Below are 23,070 nucleotides of genomic sequence, written 5' to 3'. Positions count from 1 at the left end.
AGTAAAACAGGTCTATATATATAGATTGCCATAAGTGAGACGTTCTATAGTAAATTAATTAATCAGACAACAAATGAAGAAAGCAGTAATCAGTATCATCGCATTTGCCGTTTCTACCAGCATAGCTCTGGCGCAAACCGCCCAAGATGTTTTAGATAAGTACGTTGAAGCCACAGGGGGCAAGTCGCTCTGGGACGGCGTAAATACATATACACTTAAGCAAAGCTTTAAAAGTGGCACTGCTGCCGATTATGACATGGATGTGAAAGCCTCGCTGGCCGATGGTTCAATGTCAAAATCGAAAACAATTTTGAGACGCACATTTATATATGGTATAAAGGGCAACAGTGGTTGGTTTAAAGTGCCTTTGGGAACTGGCGATAAAGCCACCCAGTATGAAACCAAAGACCTGAATCAGAAAGAGCAGGATAATATGAAGCGTGAAATTACAGAACTGATACTACCTTTCTGGAATTATCAGAAAAAAGGCTATGTAGCTACGCTTGTTGGTACTGAAACAGTCAATGGTAAGAAGGTTAACCATGTAGAGCTAAATGGCAAGGGTGTAAAGTATAACCTTTATTTTGACCAGGCCAATGGGTTGCTGGTAAGAAAAAAACTGACGCTTTCGCCAGCTGAAGTAATTACAGAAGATTATACCAATTATGCAACGTCGCCCTACGGTATCAAATATCCGTCTGAGGGAACCTACAGCAACACAGCCGAAAAACGCTCGGTTAAGCTGACAACCAATATTGTTTTCAACGACAACATCTCTGCTTCGGCATTTGCCCGTTAACGGTAAGCACCAGAACAAGAAAAGCCTGCTGAATCTATCGGCGGGCTTTTCTTGTCTATATATATATAGGTTTTAGTTTCGCTTTTTCTGCAGGTTCTTTTTCTCTTCGTGGGTTTCGGCGGCTTCTTCTATTGAGTGAGATATAAATGCGTCATCTTCCATCTGAGCCAGGTCAGCCAGCTTTCTGTAAAATCCTTTGGCTTTCTCAAGCTCGTCTTCTGTTAAATCCTCAATGTCGACCAGCCGGTTGCTGGCCTTCTCGCTAGACGCTATCAATTCGTTAAGTTTAATCTGCAATGCAATAGTGTCTTTGTTCTGCGACTGCTGAATAATAAAAACCATCAGAAAAGTGATGATGGTGGTGCCGGTGTTAATAACCAATTGCCAGGTATCAGAGAAATTGAACAGCGGGCCCGATACCGCCCAGACAATTATAATTAGCAATGCCAGTAAAAAAGCATAGGGGCTTCCGGTTGCCTTGGTTACCTTTTTTGAGAATTGGCCAAACAGGCTCATTACTCCGTTATTGTTGTTGTCCATGTGTTTTAAATAGTTAATTGTAGATTTTTGAATGGAAATAAGGAATAATTAAAAAAACTGTACCACCCTTTGGTTAGTAAAAAGTGCTTATAATCTTACCTGTAACTTTAAAAGGAGTTATAATTATTGCACAAAACGAAGAACTAATATAAACTTTATGGATGGGTTAAATTATAAGTAACTGAACATAAGGGGAGTAGGGTTTAAGGTATAAAAAACTTTGGGGGAAGGCCTTGACAAAGGCTAAAAAGTGGCGTACCTTTGCAGTCCCAAAAATGGAAGAAACACTGAGCGTTACATAGCAGGAGCATAGTAAAAAGGTGGGAATCAGGGAATTGGGGGATGGGTAAAAAAAAGAGTAAAATTAATTTGGAGTTGTAAAAATAAAGTCAGACCTTTGCACCCCGGTTAGTCGAAAGAGAAAGGAGAAAAGGAGAGGAAAACGGGAGGTGAGAGCGAGGCGAAAAAAAACTTCAAAAATAATTTGGGAATGTAAAAATAAATTCAGAATTTTGCACCCCGATTGATTGGAAAAGGAAAGAGAGAAAAGGAAGAGGCGATAAGGAGAGTGAAAAAAAATATGAAAAAATATTTTTTTAATTCAAAAAAGAGTAGTAACTTTGCAGTCCGTTTCGCTTACTAAAATAAGAAAACGGAAAAACGAAAAGAAAAGTTCAGAGTTAAAATAAGAATTGATTAAGCGGTTGAGGGGGAGGTTGAAGAGAGAGAGCTTAATTAGATTTAACAAGTCGGAAGGTTGCGAGACTGGATGAATAAAGTTCATTAACTTGTTGAGAATGCAAATGCGAGACCTTAAGTAGTCAGGCAAACTTTGACATTTACAATGGAGAGTTTGATCCTGGCTCAGGATGAACGCTAGCGGCGGGCTTAATACATGCAAGTCGAGGGGTGGTAGCAATACTACACCGGCGCACGGGTGCGTAACGCGTATGCAATCTACCTTTATCTGGGGGATAGCCCGGGGAAACCCGGATTAATACCGCATAACAAATTTCTTGGCATCAAGAGATTTTAAAAGATTTATCGGATAGAGATGAGCATGCGTAAGATTAGATAGTTGGCGAGGTAACGGCTCACCAAGTCTACGATCTTTAGGGGCTCTGAGAGGAGAATCCCCCACACTGGCACTGAGATACGGGCCAGACTCCTACGGGAGGCAGCAGTAGGGAATATTGGGCAATGGGCGCAAGCCTGACCCAGCCACGCCGCGTGCAGGAAGAAGGCCCTCTGGGTTGTAAACTGCTTTTGACCGGGAAGAAAAGAACCTTTGCGAAGGGAGTTGACGGTACCGGCAGAATAAGCCACGGCTAACTACGTGCCAGCAGCCGCGGTAATACGTAGGTGGCGAGCGTTATCCGGATTTATTGGGTTTAAAGGGTGCGTAGGCGGCTGATTAAGTCAGCGGTGAAAGGTAGCAGCTTAACTGTTTTACATGCCGTTGATACTGGTTAGCTTGAGTTAACAGAAGGCAGATAGAATTTCTGGTGTAGCGGTGAAATGCTTAGATACCAGAAGGAATACCGATTGCGAAGGCAGTCTGCTGCAGTTACACTGACGCTGAGGCACGAAAGTGCGGGGATCAAACAGGATTAGATACCCTGGTAGTCCGCACAGTAAACGATGATTACTAGTTGTTGGCGAGAGTCAGTGACCAAGGGAAACCGATAAGTAATCCACCTGGGGAGTACGCCGGCAACGGTGAAACTCAAAGGAATTGACGGGGGTCCGCACAAGCGGTGGAGCATGTGGTTTAATTCGATGATACGCGAGGAACCTTACCTGGACTAGAATGTGAGGGAATTATTCAGAAATGGATAAGCCAGCAATGGCCCAAAACAAGGTGCTGCATGGCTGTCGTCAGTTCGTGCCGTGAGGTGTTGGGTTAAGTCCCGCAACGAACGCAACCCCTGTTGTCTGTTGCCATCAAGTAAAGTTGGGGACTCAGACAAGACTGCCTACGCAAGTAGAGAGGAAGGAGGGGACGACGTCAAGTCATCATGGCCCTTACGTCCAGGGCAACACACGTGCTACAATGGGCGATACAGAGTGTTGCGAGCCAGCAATGGCAAGCCAATCACAAAAAGTCGTTCACAGTTCGGATTGGGGTCTGCAACTCGACCCTATGAAGCTGGAATCGCTAGTAATCGGATATCAGCTATGATCCGGTGAATACGTTCCCGGACCTTGTACACACCGCCCGTCAAGCCATGGAAGTTGGGTAGACCTGAAGCGGAAGGTAAAAGATTTCGTTAGGGTAGAACCAGTAACTGGGGCTAAGTCGTAACAAGGTAGCCGTACCGGAAGGTGCGGCTGGAACACCTCCTTTTTAGAGATTTCTTCACAGAAAGAAATAAAAACGACTGACACGAAAGATCAAGCATTTGTATTCTCATCAACAAGTTATGTATTAGAGTGAAGGAACGGAAGTTTACAGGTGTAGTGATTGTAGGGAAAGCAAAACTACAAGCCATTAAACTGCAAACTCTGCAAGGGGCTTGTAGCTCAGGTGGTTAGAGCGTTACACTGATAATGTAAAGGTCCGTGGTTCGAGTCCACGCAGGCCCACCAAGTTGAATGGCGAATGAGAGAATGGCGAATTAGCGAATAAAATATTCATGATTCAAGATTAACTAATTCACGATTAAAATAAAGGGGGTTTAGCTCAGCTGGCTAGAGCACCTGCTTTGCAAGCAGGGGGTCAACGGTTCGAATCCGTTATCCTCCACCAAACTAATCACGAATGAAGAATGAGTGAATTAGTGAATAGATGAAGAGTAAATAAGTTAACTGATACTTTTAAAAATCGGATACAGTTCTTTACGAAGAAACAAGGTAGAAATACCACAAGTCAGTTAAGACTGGACGACATTCTTATCATATCTAGCACAGCTTGGTAGGTGGTAAGAGTTCAGTTAAGATTGGATGAAGTTATTTGACATGATGGAAGAGAGAAGAAAAGAGATAATGTAGGAGCTACATAAGGGCGTACGGAGGATGCCTAGGGTCTCAGAGGCGAAGAAGGACGTGATAAGCTGCGATAAGCTACGGGGAGAAGCACATTTTCTGTAATCCGTAGATTTCCGAATGGGGCAACCCAATAGTTTGAAGAACTATTACCATACTGAGTATGGAGCTAACTCGGTGAACTGAAACATCTAAGTAACCGAAGGAAATAAAACAACAGTGATTCCGCAAGTAGTGGCGAGCGAACGCGGAGAAGCCCAAACCATTTTTGTTACGGCAAGAGTGGGGTTATAGGACTGCATTAGGAGTATTATTTAAGTTGAATGATTTGGGAAAGTCATCCATAGAGTGTGAGAGACACGTAAACGTACCGATAATAACAACGAGCAGAATCCTGAGTAGGTGGGGACCGGTGGAATCCCCTCTGAATTCGGCGCACCATCTCCAAGGCTAATACTCCTGATACACACGATTAGTGAACTAGTACTGTGAAAGGAAAGGTGAAAGCCGGGGATTAACCCGGTGGAAAATAGAACCTGAAACCGGTGAAACCGACGCTTACAAGCGGTCGCGAGACTGGCCAAGTCCAGTGACGGCGTGCCTTTTGCATAATGACCCTACGAGTTACGGTCACCGGCAAGATTAAGTATTTCAGATACGTAGTCGAAGCGAAAGCAAGTCTGAATAGGGCGAATAGTCGGTGGCTGTAGACGCGAAACCTTGTGATCTACCCATGGTCAGGTTGAAGGTTGGGTAAAACCAACTGGAGGACCGAACCAGTTAACGTTGAAAAGTTTTTGGATGAACTGTGGGTAGGGGTGAAAGGCTAATCAAACTGGGAAATAGCTCGTACTCTCCGAAATGTATTTAGGTACAGCGTCGAGGTTGAGTTATATCGAGGTAGAGCTACCAATAGGATGCGGGGGAGTCAAATCCTACCAAATTCTGATAAACTCCGAATGCGATATAATATACTCGGCAGTGAGGGCTTGGGTGCTAAGGTCCGAGTCCAAAAGGGAAAGAACCCAGAACTACAACTAAGGTCTCTAAATCTATACTAAGTTGAACTAAGGAAGTCTGATTGCAGAGACAGCCAGGATGTTTGCTTGGAAGCAGCAATCATTTAAAGAGTGCGTAACAGCTCACTGGTCGAGCGAGGCGGGCATCGATAATAAACGGGCATCAAGTATAGTACCGAAGTTTAGTCAAGATTTAAATCTTGGGTAGGAGAGCATTCTATTTGCGGCGAATGCGTACTGTGAGGTATGCTGGAGCGGATAGAAAAGCAAATGTAGGGATAAGTAGCGATAATGTATGTGAGAACCATACACACCGAAAGACTAAGGATTCCTCAGCTACGTCAATCAACTGAGGGTTAGTCGGGTCCTAAGGATAATGCGAAAGCAGAAGCCGATGGCAAACAGGTTAATATTCCTGTACTGGTGATGGTGCGATGCGGGGACGGAGAGTTGGAGTGGGTACGTCCTGACGGAATAGGGCGTTGAGAGGAGGCTTAGGCTGAATCGAACTCGTGAAGACGCTTCCAAGAAAAGCCGCTAAGCTTCAGCCATTTACCACCCGTACCGTAAACCGACACAGGTAGTCGAGGCGAGAAGCCTAAGGTGCTCGAGTGAGTCACAGCTAAGGAACTCGGCAAATTAACCCTGTAACTTCGGGAGAAGGGGAGCCTCAGCAATGAGGCCGCAGAGAAATGGCCCAGGCGACTGTTTAACAAAAACACATGGCTTTGCTAAGTTTAATGACAAAGTATAAGGCCTGACACCTGCCCGGTGCTGGAAGGTTAAGAGGGGATGTCATCGCAAGAGAAGCATTGAATCGAAGCCCCAGTAAACGGCGGCCGTAACTATAACGGTCCTAAGGTAGCGAAATTCCTTGTCGGGTAAGTTCCGACCTGCACGAATGGTGTAACGATCTGGGCACTGTCTCAGCTGTGAGCTCGGCGAAATTGTAGTAGCGGTGAAGATGCCGCTTACCCGCCACGGGACGGAAAGACCCCGTGAACCTTTACTATAGCTTAACGTTGAATTCGGGTAACTGATGTGTAGGATAGGTGGGAGGCTGTGAACCGGTGTCGCCAGGCATCGGGGAGCCAACGTTGAAATACCACCCTTTGGTTATTTGGATTCTAACTCGCGCTGCGAGGACACCGTTTGGTGGGTAGTTTGACTGGGGTGGTCGCCTCCAAAAGAGTAACGGAGGCTTCCAAAGGTAGTCTCAGCACGCTTGGTAACCGTGCGTTGAGTGCAATAGCAAAAGACTGCTTGACAGTGAGACCTACAAGTCGAGCTGGCTGGAAACAGGGGTATAGTGATCCGGTGGTTCTGTATGGAAGGGCCATCGCTCAAAGGATAAAAGGTACTCCGGGGATAACAGGCTGATCTCCCCCAAGAGCTCACATCGACGGGGAGGTTTGGCACCTCGATGTCGGCTCGTCACATCCTGGGGCTGGAGAAGGTCCCAAGGGTTCGGCTGTTCGCCGATTAAAGTGGCACGCGAGCTGGGTTCAGAACGTCGTGAGACAGTTCGGTCCCTATCTGTGGTGGGCGTTGGAAGATTGAGAGGGTCTGACTTTAGTACGAGAGGACCGAGTTGGACGTACCGCTGGTGCATCTGTTGTCCTGCCAAGGGCACGGCAGAGTAGCCAAGTACGGACGGGATAAACGCTGAAAGCATCTAAGTGTGAAACCCTCCTCAAGATGAGTCTTCCATTGAGATTCGTCATAGACGATGACGTTGATAGGCTACAGGTCTAAAAGTGGTAACACCCAGCCGAGTAGTACTAATGAATCGAGGGCTCCTAATTTTTTTATCTGTTTTTTTCTCTCTCCATTAAAGTCATATAATGAAAGCCTAATGGCCAATAAGATATTCAGGATTCGGTGTTAGTTAACTAGCGAAAGAATCATTAAGATCTTCATGGTGTCAATAGGGCGGGTGAACACCTCTTCCCATCCCGAACAGAGCAGTTAAGCCCCGCACCGCTGATGGTACTGAGTTCATACTTGGGAGAGTAAGTAGACGCCAGTTTTTTATTCCAAAGACCGTTACGAAAAGTAGCGGTCTTTTTTTTGCATTTTGCCCAACGCAAATCACAAAAGATTTTCATGGCGTCCATAGGGTGGGTGAACACCTCGACTGCGCGTCCCGTTCCCATCCCGAACAGAGCAGTTAAGTCCGGGGACGCCCAGTCCGCACCGCTGATGGTACTGAGTTCATACTTGGGAGAGTAAGTAGACGCCAGTTTTTTATTCCAAAGACCTTAGAAGCAATTCTAAGGTCTTTTTTTTTGCATTTTGCCCAACGCAAATCACAAAAGATTTTCATGGCGTCTATAGGGTGGGTGAACACCTCGACTGCGCGTCCCGTTCCCATCCCGAACAGAGCAGTTAAGGGGGATCAAACCTAAAAGTTGTGGGGCGGTAAAATAATTTCGGCTCAATCGAAAAAGTTGGGGCTCAAGCGAAAAAGTTGGGGAGTAGGTAAAAATGGATATTCTTTGCCAAACGAAGACACCCAGTTTGCTCCGGGGCTACGTGTCCCGTGTTGGTACTGTTTTCATACTTGGGAGTATAAGCGTCCACCCTGTTTTTATTCTGAAGTTTTTAGATGCAGTTGTAAGTTTTTTTGTGTTAGTTCCCGCTTTGAGCATGATCAGACTTTCGCGCTCTCGTCAGAATCGAGATGAGTGACAGCACTCAAATCCATAGAATTGTCTGAATTGTAAGTGTAATAATCCAGCTTATTGATGATTATTATTCTTGTTTGATATCGGCTATTTTTTGTCTTGCTTTGATTAGGATTCAGACCTCTGCATAATTGGCTGGCTGAAATCAACCAATATCCCCTTTTTTTCTTCCAATCGTCGAAAATTGACAATTCTTCACTAATATTTTTAACAATTTTGTATTGTTATTTATGAATAGATAAACTGTTAAAAAGATGCTGATGGACTTTTTCCTCAATCATTTTTCTGCTTGAAGTTATTTGTAAATATTTGCCCCTTAATTAGGAATTTTTTATTTAATTAAATTATATTGTCTCTGACTTTATTTTTGAACCTTAGCTAATATGTACAAGCGCAAAAATTTTCGTTTTTTTCTGTTAGGATTAACAGGAATTATTCTGGGAGCAACCAGCTGCTCAACACCTGAGTTTACTCCAACTGACACAACGCCTGCTGCTTCAAAGTTGTTTACATCTGGTGGTGTTATTCCTTCTGATTTTAAATGGTCATCGGTTAGAACCCTTGATATTCGTGTCGTTGTTAACGACAAATACAATGGTAAATACTTTTACAAAGTTGAATTATTTGATAATGACCCAAAACTTGGAACTGCTGCCAATTTATTAGGGGCCGGGCAAGCAAAAAAAGGCCAGGACTTTGTTGATAAAGTTACTGTTCCGGTTGGCTTGCAATATGTGTACCTTAGAGAGACCTCGCCTGTGGGTATAGCTTCAGTTTCAATGGTAGCTATTAAAGATGTTAATTCTGTAACAGTTTCAAAGTCAGGTGATACGGGTAGTTTTAGAGCCAGCGCTCTTCGTGGCGAATCTGCCAACTCAATGGCTGGTGTTGCTGCTGCTTACAGTATTGCAGATAACGCGCCTGTGGTTGTGCCTAATACAGCTATTGCCATAAGTGGTAACTCAAATATTACGGTTGAGTCAAATAAAGCGTATGTTGTAAAGGCCTCTGACAACTTTATAGGTGAAATTAACGCAAATAATGGTACAAGCGGCGTGAAAATATATATACAGGGTACCTGGAAGAACCGTAACTTCACATTAAACCTGGGTGGCAATAATGCAATTATTGTAACTTCTGGTGGTACACTTGATTTAGTGAATGTTATTCAGAACACCGGTGGCGCTTTTGCTAACTACGGAACAGCGATTTTTGAAACCCTGAATACCTCAAATGAGACGCTTTACACCAATTATGGTACATTAAATGCCAAGAGCGCTACATTTGCCAACGGAAGTTTTACTAACTACGGAACAGCCTCTATTGATAATCTGACAAGCACAACGGGTTCTACCAAGATACGAAATGAAGGAACATTACAGGTGAAAGATGCTTCGCTTACTAATGCAACTTTAGAAACTGTTTGTCATACAACAATTGACAACCTGACAACTACTAACGCAACAATTAATGTAGCAGAAAAATCATTGCTTGGCATCAAGAAACTGGTTGCAGGCGGTACTAAAATCAACCTTGCTTCATCTGCAATTCTTGATGTGTGGGTATCGGCTAACTTTACAAGTAACAAAAATTACATGACTGGAACCGGAACTGAAAGTGCAGTGGCCAGATTGAAAAAGGTTGATGTAAATAATCAGTGGGAAGCCATAACGTATTCAGGTAACCTTGAGATTGCATGTTCTGATCATACCCCTAACGGTCAATGGAGTACTTATTATATAGTTTCAAGACCAGCAGCTTTGGTGGCCTATGAAAAATCAACTGTTAAAATTGCCTCAACTAACTGTAATGCTGGTGGCAATAATGATAGCGGCTCGGGTACTACGCCAACAGACCAGACCATTACAGAAGTTAATCTGGGAACTTACTCCTATTCTTTTGAAGATAACTGGCCTGAAACAGGAGACTACGATTTGAACGACTTTGTGGTAGATATGAATGTCTCAAAATTCCAGAATTCGTCAAACAAAACGGTTAAAGTAGCATTGAAAGCGAAATTACGTTCAGTAGGTGCCACCAAACGTATGTCAGGTGCCATTCAGTTAGACGGCATAGCATCAGGGAATGTGAAATCAGTAACCTATTCACGTCAGGATTTAGTAGGTAATAATCTGAAACTTGGATCGAACGGAGTAGAATCTGGTCAGACGAACGCGGTAGTAACAATAGTTGATGACGCTCACAAAGCCTTTGGCGTAGCAGACACCCGATTGATATCTACCCAAAACGGTAACTACAACCCATTAGATTTAACCATTACAATAGAATTTAACACACCGGTAGAAAACTTCACCTACAATGCGCTTAACGTCTTTGTGGTTCTTACAAGCGAAACCAGCGCCAGTGGCAGAAGTGAAGTTCACCTGGTAGGCTTTAAGGCAACCGATAAGATAAGTAAATCTATCTATGAGGGTGCAAAAGGCAAATTACTATCATTGACAGACCCATATAAATCTATCAACAACGAACCATGGGGATTAGCCTTACCGGTATCGTTTGTGAGCCCTCCGGAATCAAAAAACATCAAAGATGTATATCCTAAGTTTCAGGACTGGGCACTTAGCGGAGGATTAAAAAATACAGACTGGTATTTGTCTCGCTAAGAGTTTAAGTAAATGCTTATATAAGAAAAGCTCTTCTCTAACTGATAGGGAAGAGCTTTTTGTTTAAATCAAGTTTAGTCAGGGTCAAACCTAAAAGTTTTGGGTCGGTAGTGTAATTTCGTTCTTTGCATTTTAAGAAAAGATAGATGTAAGAAAGTCATAATGACATTTTGAAGTTATTACTACCAGCCTTTTTAGTTGAAAATTTTGAGCTTACTTATTACAAGACTACGGCAGAAGTAAAGCATTTATATCTACAAGAGATTAATCAGATGCCCAAAGAATTTGAGAATCAGAAGTTGGAGTCCAAGGGGTTTCTTCGATGAGATTACGGTTCAGGGCTTTCCAATTAGAGGGCATAAAGTTTTTCTACATATCAAACGCCCGCAGGTGGTGTAGCTATACAATAGAAATAGTAGTTTACAGGAACTGTGATTTAATGGCAGATGGTACGCGGATAACTAAGGAATTCGCTTCTTTTTTAAAAGAGCTCAATCGATTCTAATCCGGTTATGTAGACTTACCCAAATCTATGCTTAGATATAACTACCCCACAGGTTTTAGACTTGATCCTAATAATTCACTTCGAACTAGTAGAATAAATGAAGCGGTCAGGCTTATTTACCTGATAAACAGCGATTTAGGTGGAAACAAAAAAGGACAAATCAAAAATAAATTTGACTTGTCCTGTAAAGTCGTCCTACCTGTACAATTTTCGAACTTATTTATAGATGATTTAAAGCGGTTGGCAAGCATAGCGGTTTAAAACCCTAAGCTTGTCACCGCTTTTCTCTTAAACTTCATATAGAATAATTAAATGGGAAAGCTAACCTGTGCGACAGCTAAAAAAATTGATTTGGTAGACTACTTAGCTTCCATTGGACACCTGCCCCAGCAGGTAACCAATGGAAGCGATTATTGGTATCGCTCACCCCTTCGGGAAGAGCATACAGCTTCCTTTAAAGTTAACAGGAAATTAAATGTTTACTATGACCATGGAACCGGAAAAGGAGGTGACCTGATTGATTTAGGTAAGGCTTATTTCAGATGTACAATTAGTGAACTGCTTGAAATTTATCTACTATCAACCATGAACACATTGACTTGTTTTGGGATAGTGACAAGGCTGGGGTAGAGGCGACACTAAAAGTGCTGGAATGGGAAAATGGAAGACGGGATAAATTTATCGACTGCAGTAATTTTTATAGTGGCTTTCAGGACTTGAACGATTGGCTTAAAAGCAGTCAGCCCGAGATAAGGCAATCTTATAAACATGGAAAGGCTTTATGAAATTTTTGTGTCTGAAGAGATGTATTATGTCTGGAGCGATATAGCCAGCTATGTTTTGGTAAAACCAAAACGCTGGCTCACCTCATGCTACCGTATTCGGTGAGAGATATTTTTCATGCTATTGCATTCAAAAAGAAAGAGGAGGAAGATGATGGAGGAGCAGAATGTAATTACAAAGAACAAAGGCGGCAGACCTAAAAAAGCCATCAAAAGAGACCAGCTTATGGCAATCAAATGCACGCAGTACGAACGTAAGGTAATTGAAGCCAAGGCAAAGAGTGCCAATCTTTCCGTTTCTGAATACCTCCGGGAAATCGGGCTGACCGGAAAAATTGACAAGCGAAATAAGGCGTTGCCAAAAGAAGTTTTGAGCCTTACTGCTGCGCTCAATCACATGAGTGCCAACCTGAACCAGATCGCTAAAAAGCGAAATGGTATTGAAGAGTTAAGCCCGTTAGAACGTGCAGAATTAAAAGTGCAGTCAGGGCAGTTAAACGAAATTGCAGTACAGATTAAAAGCTATTTACAATGATAGGGCATGTATCAATTGGCTCATCTTTTTATCACTGTATCAGCTATTGTCTGGAAGATAAAAAGGAACTGTCCGAGCAGCAGAAACAGGAGCTTTCCGTGCAGGATCATTTGCAGCACAGAGAACGTGCAGAGGTACTGGAATACAATAAATGTTTTGGCGACAAACATGAACTGACCCAACAGTTTAAGGACGTTCAGAAGCTAAACAATCGGGTTGAAAAACCGGTACTGCATTTATCCCTGCGGCTGGCACCCGGAGAAACGCTGAGCTTATTGAAATGGGCAGAGCTTGCGCCGCAGCATTTGGCGTGGCAGAGAATCAGTATATCTGCGTGTTACATAAGGATACCAAAGAGCAGCATATTCATATCGCAGCTAACCGTGTAGGATTGAATGGTAAGGTTGCCAGCGATAGCAACAGCTATAAACGCATGGCCAGTCTCTGCCGGAGTTTGGAGAAGCAGTATAACCTGCAAGCAGTACTAAGCCCCCGGGCTTTCCTATCAACTAAGAACAGACTATTACCACGCAATGATCATCGCAAAGAACGATTAAAGGCAGACATCCGACAGACCTTAGAGAAAGTAATTCACTATTACGCATTTGAAAAGCAGATGCAGGCATTGGGCTATAAGGTTATCAAAGGCAGGGGCATTTCCTTTATAGATGATAAAAAGGTGAAAATAAAAGGTAGCGAGGTGGGTTTTTCGCTAGCGAAAATCGACAGGATTTTAGGAATTAGGCAACAATTGGAAATGAACAAAGCCAAGCAGCATAGACAGCCGGAAGGTAATAGATCATCCATCACCTACGCGAAGGCAACAGCACAAGATTATAAATGGGAGACACATGAATCTTTTGAAATCATTGAAAAACAGCTTTCCAGTATGTTGTATCAATTGCTGAAACCAGAGAAAGGAGTGGATTATATCAATCCTGAACTTATCAAAGAAGCCAGGAAAAAACGTAAAAGGAGAAGGGTACAAATAAGTAATTATTAAAACGCATGATTATGGATACTACAATCAATAACGGAGGGATCGAAAAAGAAACATTGGGATTGGTACTGGAAGAATTCACTCAGGAACAGAAAACTACCAATCAAACCATGAACGATCTGATTGCTGCTGTCAACACCATCGGCAGCATGCTTGATGATTTTAAGAAAGAGCAGGACAATCCAAAATCCGTTTCGGTAACAGTCAACACTGAGCCTATCCTGCAAATCATATATAAGGGTTTAGCCGATGTAAAACTAATGATCGGCACACAGCCCAAAAGTATTGTCAGAAAATTTCAAATACTGCTATTTCCCGAGCAGGATGCCAAACTATTCTACAGGGTTATTTTGGCCGCTGGTTTTTGTGGCTGGTTATAATGCTATTTGTGAACAATCTTTACAAATGGAGTCTCCATTACAGTGACAATCAAAAGGCTATTAAAATGAGGCAAATTGAAAATGACAGGTTAAGGAAATCTTGGAACTATCTATATAACAATAACGGCATAGGAGTAAAAAAGCTGATGGAGAAGGCTTATATCAATTCAGAGAGGTCTGAAGGAGAATAATCGACCCATTTACAACTTATATTTTGTATCTGGTTAGTCAGGTTTAAGCTGACTAATCAGCTATTAGAAGTAATGAATGGGACAAGCAGTATTCACGAGCAAGTGGAATATTGATATTCTTATTAAAGGGAGACCCTATAACTTTTTGTAATTTTGGAAAATTAAACGTAGGACACATGATTATAAGTCAATCTGTCATAACAGACATCAAGGCTATTATTCTTAATTCGCAAGAAAAAGCCATCCGTTCAGTAGATCACGAACGTACTATGATGTATTGGTTGATTGGACAGCGTATTTTTGAAGAAGAACAGCAAGGGAAAGACCGGGCAGATTACGGCAACTATCTGACCAAATTTGTAGCCGAACAATTGGAACCGGAATATGGAAGCGGTTTTTCTAAGCGTCAGATAGAGCTTTTTCGGCAGTTTTATCGCACATTTCCAATTGCGAATACACTGTATTCGCAATTGAGTTGGAGCCAATATAAATTACTTATAAGGCTTGATAATCAAGATAAAATAGCTTTTTATATTGCAGAAACTATTAAAAACAACTGGACTGTACGACAGTTAGAGCGGCAAATTCATAGTAGTTTATGGGAGCGTCTGTTAATGAGCAATGACAGGGAAAGTGTACTAGCCGTGGCAAGAAATGAAAAACAACCCTCAGATGCGAAGGAAATCATCAAAGACCCCATGTATCTTGAATTTTTAGGATTACATCGCGAAGCCTCCTACTACGAAAAAGACTTAGAACAAGCGATTATTACACACTTGCACGACTTTTTGCTGGAATTAGGTAATGGATTTGCATTCGTAGCCAGGCAAAAACGGCTACACATTGAAGGGGATGAGTTCTTTATAGATCTTGTATTTTACAACCGGCTTCTACAATGCTTTGTAATCATTGAGATAAAGACTACCAAGTTTACACACCAGGACATTGGGCAATTGCAGATGTACGTCAATTATTACGACCGTTATGAAAAGAGAGAGTTTGAAAACCCCACCATAGGTATCTTACTTTGTGCCGAGAAAAATAATGCAGTGGTTAAAATATCGTTGCCAGAAGACAATAAAACGATATTTGCAAGCGAATACAAATTGTACTTACCAACAGAACAGCAACTGATCGAAGAAATCAAAAAAGAGATTGAAAAAAGAGAAAATGACACCAGAGTTTAACTACACAAGAGGCAATCACTCCCCAGTATTATAAATTTGTAACAGAAATTGACAAGTTAGTAGTTAGCGTAGAAGGGAGTGTAAACTGAACTGTGTCAGGTTTGATTTTTCAGGTCATTAAATGAAGTTTCAACCTATCCCCAAAAAAAACATAAAGTTGTGATAGTGCCAAGCTCTAGTTATGGAGCGGCATTGTCCACTTGTCAGTAATATTTTGTACTACTAAATAGACTAATTTTAAAAAGGCATTGTCAGAAGTAAAAGCCCGTTTTGTTTTCGTAATTTTTCTAACTTGTCTGTGGAAACCCTCGATGGTGTTAGTTGCGGCCGCCGCTGCGGTATAAATGACCTTTCTAATGGCATTAGGTATTGAAAAAAAGTTGAAAGATTCTCCCAATTGTTGTACCAGGATTGAATAGGACCTGGATATTTTTTAGCCCATTTATTATCTAAAGCAATCAGATTCTCAAAGCCTTCATCTTTTGTAAGGGATTGATAGACAGGCTTCAAGTCATTAATAAACTCTTTTTTGTCTTTTTCAGCCACATACCGAAGAGAAGCACGAATTTGATGAACTACACATGGTTTGTACCTAAGTTTGAGGAAAAACAGTTCAATAGCAACGGGGAACCCGTTTAGCCCATCGACACAGGCAATCAGAATATCCTCAACACTTCGATTCTTTAATCAGTAATAACTGATATCCAGAATTTGGCTCCCTCTGTTTCAGAGACATACATGCCAATTAAATCTTTCTTACCTGTCAAGTCTATTCTTAAAATGTTATAAACTGCTCGTGTAGTAACTCGTCCACTTTCTCGTACCTTGTAGCGGTCCGCCGCTGCGGTGCATATAATCCAGATAAACAAAAGCATAGACTGATTGAAGAGAGCGGGTTTTCCACTCATTCATAGCCGGAATTACGGGGACGCCTAGTCCTTATCAGTAATGGCAGACAACTGAGAAGCCAAAATTTCAATCTGATAAGGCTCCTTAATATGGGTGGAAATATCTTTTGTACTCACCCCACGACCGTACAAGGCAGTGACTTTATCTTCCAGTTCTTCGGTAATAATTACCTGACGTTTAGGTAAAATGATTGGCTCAAAACTCCCAATGACTGATGTGTCAATTCAGTCATCTAATTCAGAATTTAACTGGAACGATATTAATATGTTATCTGACAGTTAATTTTAATACCTTTCTGTCAGATTAAGTCTTGTCTATTACATGTTATGGAAACCCCGGCTTCTCTGATTGCCTATATCAGCAGAAGTATTCAATTTTTATTTTAAACTATCTTTACTTTATATTCCTTTTTCTTGGTACCCGGCCCATCATCGCTGGCCTAAGCTGCCAACGTAAAGCCGCATACTAACAACAGCAAAGCCCAGATTTTACAATAGGTAATTTAGAATTGCTTCATTTTATAGGTTTTTCTCTTTAAATATCACAGTGGAGGGGTGTGTCGGTAATTTTAGGTTCTTTTTATTTAAATTTTCAAAATTCAAGATGACTCATGTTTGCTTTTAATTCTTAATAAATCAAGTCGTGATAATACAAAGTACACATAATTCTCAATCGCTCTCTCATCATTTATCCAGTCTCAGAAAAAAAGATGATATCACTGCAATCAATTATAACATTGTGAATACTTATTAATTTGTCACAACATTAATAATACCACCTGTTATTCTCTAATGGCATTATATTTGGAGCTATGTTCAATTTTGAATTATCCAATTCGCATGATTAACATAGTTTTAAAGATTGTAAAATGGATTTCTCTTTAATCTTCATTATTTCGATTGCATGTTTACCAAAATACACTTTCGCTTCGTTTTCATCAAACTTAAAATTATTTCTTACTCACTTAGCAGTAACTACCACTGGATATCCTTTAGAACACTACTTAAGTCAATTTCAGTTTTCAGTTTCAACTCATTTTCTAGACTTTCTAAATATTTTTCAAACTCAGCAACTATTTCTTCCTTAGTTAATAATTCTTTAACTTCTAATTCTTGCCAAATGGAATATATTCTAAAAAGATTCTTGTTCACATAATTCAAAGACAGAATAGATTCATCATTATCCATTGTTTCGAAGCTAAAATCAACAAATTCAGTAGTTTTAACGTTATTCAGCCATCTGCTAATAAATATTGCAAACTCAATAAGTAATATTCCTGATTGATTAAAGAATACCACTTCTTTAACATAGATTTTAAGTATTCCTTCTAAATAAGCTGTAGGATAATTTTTTTGTTCAGCAATTGGAATATCAGTTATCTCAAATTTAATTCTCATTTCAATTTCAATTTATATTAATTTAAATTTACAGGGAAAGTATTAATTACTCTACCATCAAAACTAACGATGGTTCGAATTGATGTTTGCCCTTTAGTTCCTATTTTTTTTCCGAGGTCTGTTACTACCTGAAATGAATTTGGGATTTGAGGATTGGGCAAAAATCTAGCTTTAGGTGAACGGAATCCCTCTTGTACCCATCCTTGAGCTGTACTAATATCTGCTGTTGCAAACTTTGCATAAGTACCCGTTGTATGACTACTTAAATGTTTATTCTTGACAAAAATTGAACCTACATTATCAGCCGCTTTAAATGCAGCTTTTGAAGCAGCAGAAAGTATACTCCCCCCCTCTTTAGCGACTTCAGCTCCAACTTCGCTAACAGTATTACATTGATTAGCACTAGTACGGAAATTACTAACACTTCCACATTTTCCCCAAAGGTCATAAGCTCCCTTTCCTTTGGTACCGTCTGCAAATTCTACATCACCCTCTATTGTACCCAGAAACTGGTTATGTGCAGAAGTCTTCTTTTTAACTTTTTTGTAAACTCCGTTTACATACTCCATCGCCTCGCCAACAATACCACCTGCAGCATTACGAATGATAAACTTACCTGTTTTACCTGCTCCTTTCTTAAAGCCCATGCCTACCCTGCTCATAATCTTAGAGGTAACATCAAGCCTGTCAGATATTTCAGCAACTTTCTTTATGGCATTGGCCAGTTTCGCAGCTTTCATGGCTTTCAGGCTGCCCGTTATAGCCCCCACACCCACAAACATAGATGCTATTTCAAATGCAGTGCGCCCGTTATAGTATCTGTTTATTGGAGTGTACCTGATTCAAGCTGGTAATATTGGTCTTTCAATATAGCCGCCCAGCCGTTGGCCTATAACACATCGGTTATGCCAACGGCATTGAGAAATTAACCTATAAATCAATGAACTTAATGGGTTATGGAAACCCCGGCTTCTCTGATTGCCTATATCAGCAGAAGTACTCAATTTTTATTTTAAACTTTCTTTACTTTATATTCCTTTTTCTTAGTACCCGGCCCGTCATCGCTGGCATAAGCTGCCAACGTAAAGCCGCATACTAACAACAGCAAAGCCCAGATTTTACGTAAAGGTTTGTAGTTATGCTTCATTTTATAGGTTTTTCTCTTTAAATATCACAGTGGGGGTGGTGTTTGGTAATGGGTATGTGTTTAGTGTTTTCTTAATCAGGTGCTTAATATTCTAAAACAGATGCTCTTCAACAGTATCCCAATTCTATTATTAGAAGTTTGATTTTATTTAACTAATAATTACTCCTCTTATTCGTTAATGAAACTCTAAAGTTTCACTATTACTTTGATTGAATTTTATTCAATAGTTCTCCAAAGGAATTCACAATTAAAAATTTTCTTAATTCCATTTACAATAAATTTGAAAAGTAGTTGTGAAAATATTATCAGCAAAGTAGTGATTCAACTTCTAAAACATATTCTCAAATAATATCAAAATATACTAATGCGGGCTTTCCTCTGATAATTCCTCTTTTGTCTCTATTATTTTTTGCTTTAACTCTTCTGCAGTAACAAATCCTGCCCAAAATTTAAAGTCCTCTTCATATTCTGAATACCGTTGTGATACATCACTTAAATCAACAAAAGCCTTATATTCAATATCTGTTAGACCTTTATAATTCATTTCGTTAACAAAGGTATCGTGGAAATCATCACAAAATGTTATTTCATTTATTTTGCCTGATAAAAATTGGTCAATAAGCCAATACAGTCTTCTCTTATCATTCTTTTTATACATATTGCTTATGGTTTTACAGGTTTATATTGAAAATGCCAAATAGTATTTGTTGCCTTATCGTAAAGAACATCTAATTTGTAAGTCTTTCCGTCTTTAATCATTTCGATACTGTGCACTTTAGCTCGTGAGCCTTTGGGGTCTGGCACTCCTATAGATCCTTTGATTGCTTGATCTAATATTTGAATTGGTACTGCTCTACCCGGATTTTCCATATGCCTGCCCGCACTTCCGCCAAAATTATATAATTCTTTCCCCTCCTTACCGGCTATTGCTCCAACTTCACTAACATTATCACATTTTTTACCCTTCGGGGGATTAGCAATTACACGCAAATTACTAACACTTCCACATTTACCCCAAAGTTCATATGTTCCTTTTCCTTTAGTACCATCTGCAAATTCAACCTCACCTTCAAAAGTACCCAGATACTTGTTATGAGCAGAAGTCTTCTTTTTAACTTTTTTATAAACTCCGTTTACATACTCCATTGCCTCGCCAACGATACCGCCGGCTGCATTACGAATTACAAACTTACCTGATTTACCAGCTGGTAACACAGGACTATCAATATAGCCGTCCAGCCGTTGGCCGGTAACACATCGGTTATACCAACGACGTCGAGAAATTAACCTATAAATCAATGAACTATATGGGTTATGGAAACCCCGGCTTCTCTGATTGCCTATATCAGCAGAAGTACTCAATTTTTATTTTAAACTATCTTTACTTTATATTCCTTTTTCTTGGTACCCGGACCATCATCGCTGGCATAAGCCGCCAACGGAAAGCCGGATACTAACAACAGCAAAGCCCAGATTTTAAAAATAGGTTTGTAGTTATGCCTCATTTTATAGGTTTTTCTCTTTTAAATATCACAGTGGGGGTGGTGTTTGGTAATGTGTTTAGAATTTAATGGTTTGAGGTTGGTGGCTTATTCTAAGAGATTCATTCAGAGTGATTTATAGCTAGTAATGTTTAGCTATAAATCAAGTGTTAAAGCATAATTTCATGAGTTCGAATACTTTTTCACTCTTAAATTTCTTAAAGGCAAACCTTAAACAATCACGAAATACGCTATTAGTTTGAGTTTAAATTCTCAATAAAACTAAAAATCTCCTTCGCATATGAAATGGTGGGTTTATCTAAACTAAGATCATTAATAAAGCCAGAAGAAATAAATTTAAAGGCCTCAATAATTTTTTTATCGGAATTATTGAGATGAAATTTTATTGCATCTATATACTCCTTTTTAATCATTAATGAAATAATTTCTTCTACCCATATTATCTTATCTTCCTTCATTTCATCAAATTCAATGAAGATTGTTTTAATAAATTCATCAATATCAATGTTTTTGTTTCGTGCGAATTCGAATATGAAAAATACTACTTCCATTAATGTTTCAAAATCTTCAGTTTCATTATTCAATATCTTAAATAATTTTTCCACATATTCAATAGGATTAGAAATTTCTTCTTTACTAGCCTCTTTCAAATTCTCTAATGAATCCCAAAAAATGGAATATTCTTCTTCTGTATTCAGAAATTTTGAAGAGTTTATTGCTTCAATAAATTTAAGCATATCGTTTCTCATATATTTATTAATTAAATGTTGGCCAAGAAATACTGGGATAAGTAGTAAAAATATTTTGTAATTTTTGTTTTTGAGCCTCTATATAGTTTTGTAATTTTTTCTTAGCCACTGCATCCCAAAACCATCTTCTTTAAGTATTCACGCCATATCTTCAATTTCATATTTTAGTGCTTCTGATGGAATTAAGTCATAATAATCGGGTCTCTTACTACCAAGGTTGTTTTTAAAAGTTTTTGTTCGCGAATGACGGCCAGGAGCTTTCCCGCTTTCCAAAAGTATAGTCATTAAATCGTCCCCATGACCTCCGCCCATAATCATTTTCTTGTCAAGTCCCATTTTTTCACAATACTGTTCAAAATAAGATACAGATGGCGCATGATGCCCTGTTAAATTAGTAATAATACCCTTATCTCTGTCACTTTTATACTTTTTATAGGTCATATTATTAAGTTCATTTTTATGCAATGCTCTTTTGAATACATCAATTGTCTCCATAGCAGCGTCATCTACACAACTCAAAAGATTAGGAGGATTTGTTGCATCAACTCTTCCACCTGCTCCTGAACTACATTTACCCCAAATATTGCATCTAACCTTTTGAGTTTTTTCGCCTATAAATTGCACTTGTCCCTCAATGGTACCTAAAAAGACATTATATGCACTTGATGTCTTTTTCTTTACATTCTTGTAAACCCCATCTACTACATCAAATGCTGTTCCTATAATACCGCCGGCTGCATTACGAATTACAAACTTACCTACTTTACCAGCTCCTTTTTTAAAGCCCATGCCTACCTTGCTCATAATCTTAGAGGTAACATCAAGCCTGTCAGATATCTCAGCAACTTTCTGTATGGCATTGGCCAGTTTCGCAGCTTTCATGGCTTTCAGGCTACCCGTTATAGCCCCCACACCCACAAACATAGATGCTATTTCAAATGCAGTGCGCCCGTTGTAGTATCCGTTTATTGAAGTGTACCTGATTCAAGCTGGTAATATTGGTCTTTCAATATAGCCGCCCAGCCGTTGGCCGGTAACATATCGGTTATGCCAACGAAATTGAGAAATTAACCTATAAATCAATGAACTATATGGGTTATGGAAACCCCGGCTTCTCTGATTGCCTATATCAGCAGAAGTACTCAATTTTTATTTTAAACTATCTTTACTTTATATTCCTTTTTCTTTGTACCCGGCACGTCATCGCTGGCATGAGCCGCCAACGTAAAGCCGCATACTAACAACAGCAAAGCCCAGATTTTACGTAAAGGTTTGTAGAATTGCTTCATTTTATAGGTTTTTCTCTTTATAAATTATAATGGGTGGTATGATTGGTAATGGGTATGTGTTTAGTATTTATTGGTTGGGGCACTTTAAGCTTTACAATTCTAAATTGCTTCTTTACTATAGCACTAATTTGAAATATTTCTAAAAACATCTTCTCTTGTAAACTCCCTTCCCCAACCATTATACTCAGTTATGGAGAATTGATAAAACATATTAACAGGTGGTAACGGAATTTTATGCTTATTCATAATAAGTAAAATTTCTTGCAAATATTCAATAGTCTGAGGAGAGTAATTTTCAATAGAAGAATAAAGATCTGATATTCCTATGAAAAAAATAAGGTCTATAATTTCCAATAATTCATTATTACACTTTTTATATAATTGATTTAAAGACCAGAATTGGGTTTCGCTCAAAAAATCTAAATCACTCAAATCATCAGTATCATTTAATGCCCCTCTTGGAATACATTCTGCCACCTGATAGTGCCAAGTCCCCATATTAATACTAGTATAATTCCATAATAGCTTCAATAAAAAATCCCATTCCAATTCTGAAAGTTGAAAGTGTTTGATTGAGTTTTCAAGACATACTATTGAAAATGCAACTCTTCCCCGAATTGATATCCGTTTAAAATCCATCGCTTTCATATAATTTATTTATCACTAGTGACATGCAAATCTTTAAAAATATCTCTGCACTCATTACATCTTGTAAAATTTATCATTTTATTACCTTTAAAGTCGATTTTAATGGTATGGATTTGTATATCATCCCATATTGCACCGTCATACAATGCCTGATTTACAGCATCACACTCAGAGCAATTTGCATCTTTCGGCCAT

General features: G+C 39.7%; 18 protein-coding genes, 2 tRNA genes, 4 rRNA genes and 3 pseudogenes. 14 read left to right on the top strand and 13 right to left on the bottom strand.

The annotated features are described in order from the left end of the window. Positions 1-73 precede the first annotated feature (73 nt). Positions 74-799 carry a hypothetical protein gene (locus MB380_RS17070; protein ID WP_253528737.1) on the top strand — a complete coding sequence of 242 codons (726 nt, stop codon included), beginning with the start codon at positions 74-76 and terminating at the stop codon, positions 797-799. A 72-nt stretch (positions 800-871) separates the two neighbouring features. Here MB380_RS17070 and MB380_RS17065 read toward each other — a convergent pair whose 3' ends face one another. After that, positions 872-1,339, bottom strand: a complete 468-nt coding sequence (locus tag MB380_RS17065) for a low affinity iron permease family protein (RefSeq protein ID WP_253528735.1) — start codon at positions 1,337-1,339, stop codon at positions 872-874. Positions 1,340-2,180: 841 nt separating this feature from the next. Here MB380_RS17065 and MB380_RS17060 point away from each other — a divergent pair. The 13 genes and pseudogenes from MB380_RS17060 to MB380_RS17000 all read left to right on the top strand — a co-directional run bounded on the left by MB380_RS17060 (position 2,181) and on the right by MB380_RS17000 (position 15,234). Then, positions 2,181-3,686 (top strand): 16S ribosomal RNA (locus tag MB380_RS17060). 165 nt (positions 3,687-3,851) lie between these two features. Next, positions 3,852-3,928 (top strand) — tRNA-Ile (locus tag MB380_RS17055). A gap of 83 nt (positions 3,929-4,011) precedes the next feature. Continuing rightward, positions 4,012-4,088: transfer RNA gene (locus tag MB380_RS17050), tRNA-Ala, on the top strand. 238 nt (positions 4,089-4,326) lie between these two features. Continuing rightward, positions 4,327-7,148: ribosomal RNA gene (locus tag MB380_RS17045) — 23S ribosomal RNA — on the top strand. 112 nt (positions 7,149-7,260) lie between these two features. Then, a 5S ribosomal RNA gene (gene rrf / locus MB380_RS17040) occupies positions 7,261-7,372 on the top strand. A 76-nt stretch (positions 7,373-7,448) separates the two neighbouring features. Continuing rightward, positions 7,449-7,588 (top strand): 5S ribosomal RNA (rrf, locus tag MB380_RS17035). Together the 16S, 23S and 5S rRNA genes with 2 tRNA genes alongside form the textbook arrangement of a ribosomal RNA operon. Before the next feature lie 825 nt (positions 7,589-8,413). After that, positions 8,414-10,654, top strand: a complete 2,241-nt coding sequence (locus tag MB380_RS17030; protein WP_253528733.1) for an LruC domain-containing protein — start codon at positions 8,414-8,416, stop codon at positions 10,652-10,654. Positions 10,655-11,510: 856 nt separating this feature from the next. Beyond that, entirely contained in the window at positions 11,511-11,789 is a 279-nt protein-coding gene (locus tag MB380_RS17025) for a CHC2 zinc finger domain-containing protein (RefSeq protein WP_253528731.1), read from the top strand. A 303-nt stretch (positions 11,790-12,092) separates the two neighbouring features. Further along, positions 12,093-12,476: a plasmid mobilization protein gene (locus MB380_RS17020; protein WP_253528720.1), complete on the top strand. Its 384-nt coding sequence runs from the start codon at positions 12,093-12,095 to the stop codon at positions 12,474-12,476. After that, positions 12,473-13,479: pseudogene (locus MB380_RS17010) on the top strand (relaxase/mobilization nuclease domain-containing protein). The gene MB380_RS17020 and the pseudogene MB380_RS17010 overlap by 4 nt, the downstream one beginning before the upstream one ends. Before the next feature lie 11 nt (positions 13,480-13,490). After that, positions 13,491-13,856: a hypothetical protein gene (locus MB380_RS17005; RefSeq protein WP_253528715.1), complete on the top strand. Its 366-nt coding sequence runs from the start codon at positions 13,491-13,493 to the stop codon at positions 13,854-13,856. A 65-nt stretch (positions 13,857-13,921) separates the two neighbouring features. Further along, positions 13,922-14,047: a hypothetical protein gene (locus MB380_RS21860; protein ID WP_256503995.1), complete on the top strand. Its 126-nt coding sequence runs from the start codon at positions 13,922-13,924 to the stop codon at positions 14,045-14,047. A 176-nt stretch (positions 14,048-14,223) separates the two neighbouring features. After that, positions 14,224-15,234, top strand: a complete 1,011-nt coding sequence (locus MB380_RS17000) for a YhcG family protein (RefSeq protein WP_253528712.1) — start codon at positions 14,224-14,226, stop codon at positions 15,232-15,234. A gap of 175 nt (positions 15,235-15,409) precedes the next feature. On the opposite strand, the pseudogene MB380_RS21995 reads toward MB380_RS17000, so the two are convergent. The 12 genes and pseudogenes from MB380_RS21995 to MB380_RS16960 all read right to left on the bottom strand — a co-directional run bounded on the left by MB380_RS21995 (position 15,410) and on the right by MB380_RS16960 (position 22,875). Continuing rightward, positions 15,410-15,891: pseudogene (locus MB380_RS21995) on the bottom strand (transposase). Between the two features lie 26 nt (positions 15,892-15,917). Then, positions 15,918-16,295 (bottom strand): annotated as a pseudogene (locus MB380_RS21990) (transposase). Positions 16,296-17,117: 822 nt separating this feature from the next. Then, positions 17,118-17,540: a hypothetical protein gene (locus tag MB380_RS16990; protein ID WP_253528700.1), complete on the bottom strand. Its 423-nt coding sequence runs from the start codon at positions 17,538-17,540 to the stop codon at positions 17,118-17,120. Between the two features lie 17 nt (positions 17,541-17,557). Then, a complete protein-coding gene (locus tag MB380_RS16985; protein WP_253528697.1) occupies positions 17,558-18,280 on the bottom strand; it encodes a hypothetical protein in 723 nt (240 codons plus the stop codon). A gap of 272 nt (positions 18,281-18,552) precedes the next feature. Next, positions 18,553-18,687: a hypothetical protein gene (locus MB380_RS21855; protein ID WP_256503994.1), complete on the bottom strand. Its 135-nt coding sequence runs from the start codon at positions 18,685-18,687 to the stop codon at positions 18,553-18,555. Between the two features lie 361 nt (positions 18,688-19,048). Further along, positions 19,049-19,345 carry a hypothetical protein gene (locus tag MB380_RS16980; RefSeq protein WP_253528696.1) on the bottom strand — a complete coding sequence of 99 codons (297 nt, stop codon included), beginning with the start codon at positions 19,343-19,345 and terminating at the stop codon, positions 19,049-19,051. 5 nt (positions 19,346-19,350) lie between these two features. Then, the gene (locus MB380_RS16975) at positions 19,351-19,986 is read right to left on the bottom strand and encodes a hypothetical protein (protein WP_253528693.1); all 636 of its coding nucleotides are present in this window, start codon (positions 19,984-19,986) and stop codon (positions 19,351-19,353) included. Between the two features lie 71 nt (positions 19,987-20,057). After that, the gene (locus MB380_RS21850; RefSeq protein WP_256503993.1) at positions 20,058-20,192 is read right to left on the bottom strand and encodes a hypothetical protein; all 135 of its coding nucleotides are present in this window, start codon (positions 20,190-20,192) and stop codon (positions 20,058-20,060) included. A gap of 230 nt (positions 20,193-20,422) precedes the next feature. Next, on the bottom strand, positions 20,423-20,938 hold the full coding sequence (locus tag MB380_RS16970) for a hypothetical protein (RefSeq protein WP_253528690.1): 516 nt from the start codon (positions 20,936-20,938) through the stop codon (positions 20,423-20,425). Positions 20,939-21,076: 138 nt separating this feature from the next. Continuing rightward, positions 21,077-21,820 (bottom strand): hypothetical protein, encoded by a 744-nt coding sequence (locus tag MB380_RS16965; RefSeq protein WP_253528686.1) that lies wholly within the window; start codon positions 21,818-21,820, stop codon positions 21,077-21,079. Between the two features lie 272 nt (positions 21,821-22,092). After that, positions 22,093-22,227, bottom strand: a complete 135-nt coding sequence (locus MB380_RS21845; protein WP_256503992.1) for a hypothetical protein — start codon at positions 22,225-22,227, stop codon at positions 22,093-22,095. Positions 22,228-22,350: 123 nt separating this feature from the next. Then, a complete protein-coding gene (locus tag MB380_RS16960; RefSeq protein WP_253528659.1) occupies positions 22,351-22,875 on the bottom strand; it encodes a hypothetical protein in 525 nt (174 codons plus the stop codon). Positions 22,876-23,070: the final 195 nt, after the last annotated feature.

This window comes from Emticicia sp. 21SJ11W-3, assembly GCF_024138715.1.
GTDB lineage: Bacteria > Bacteroidota > Bacteroidia > Cytophagales > Spirosomataceae > Emticicia > Emticicia fluvialis.
The sequence above is the reverse complement of the archived record's forward strand: the minus strand, read 5'-3'. Positions and strand labels throughout refer to the sequence as shown.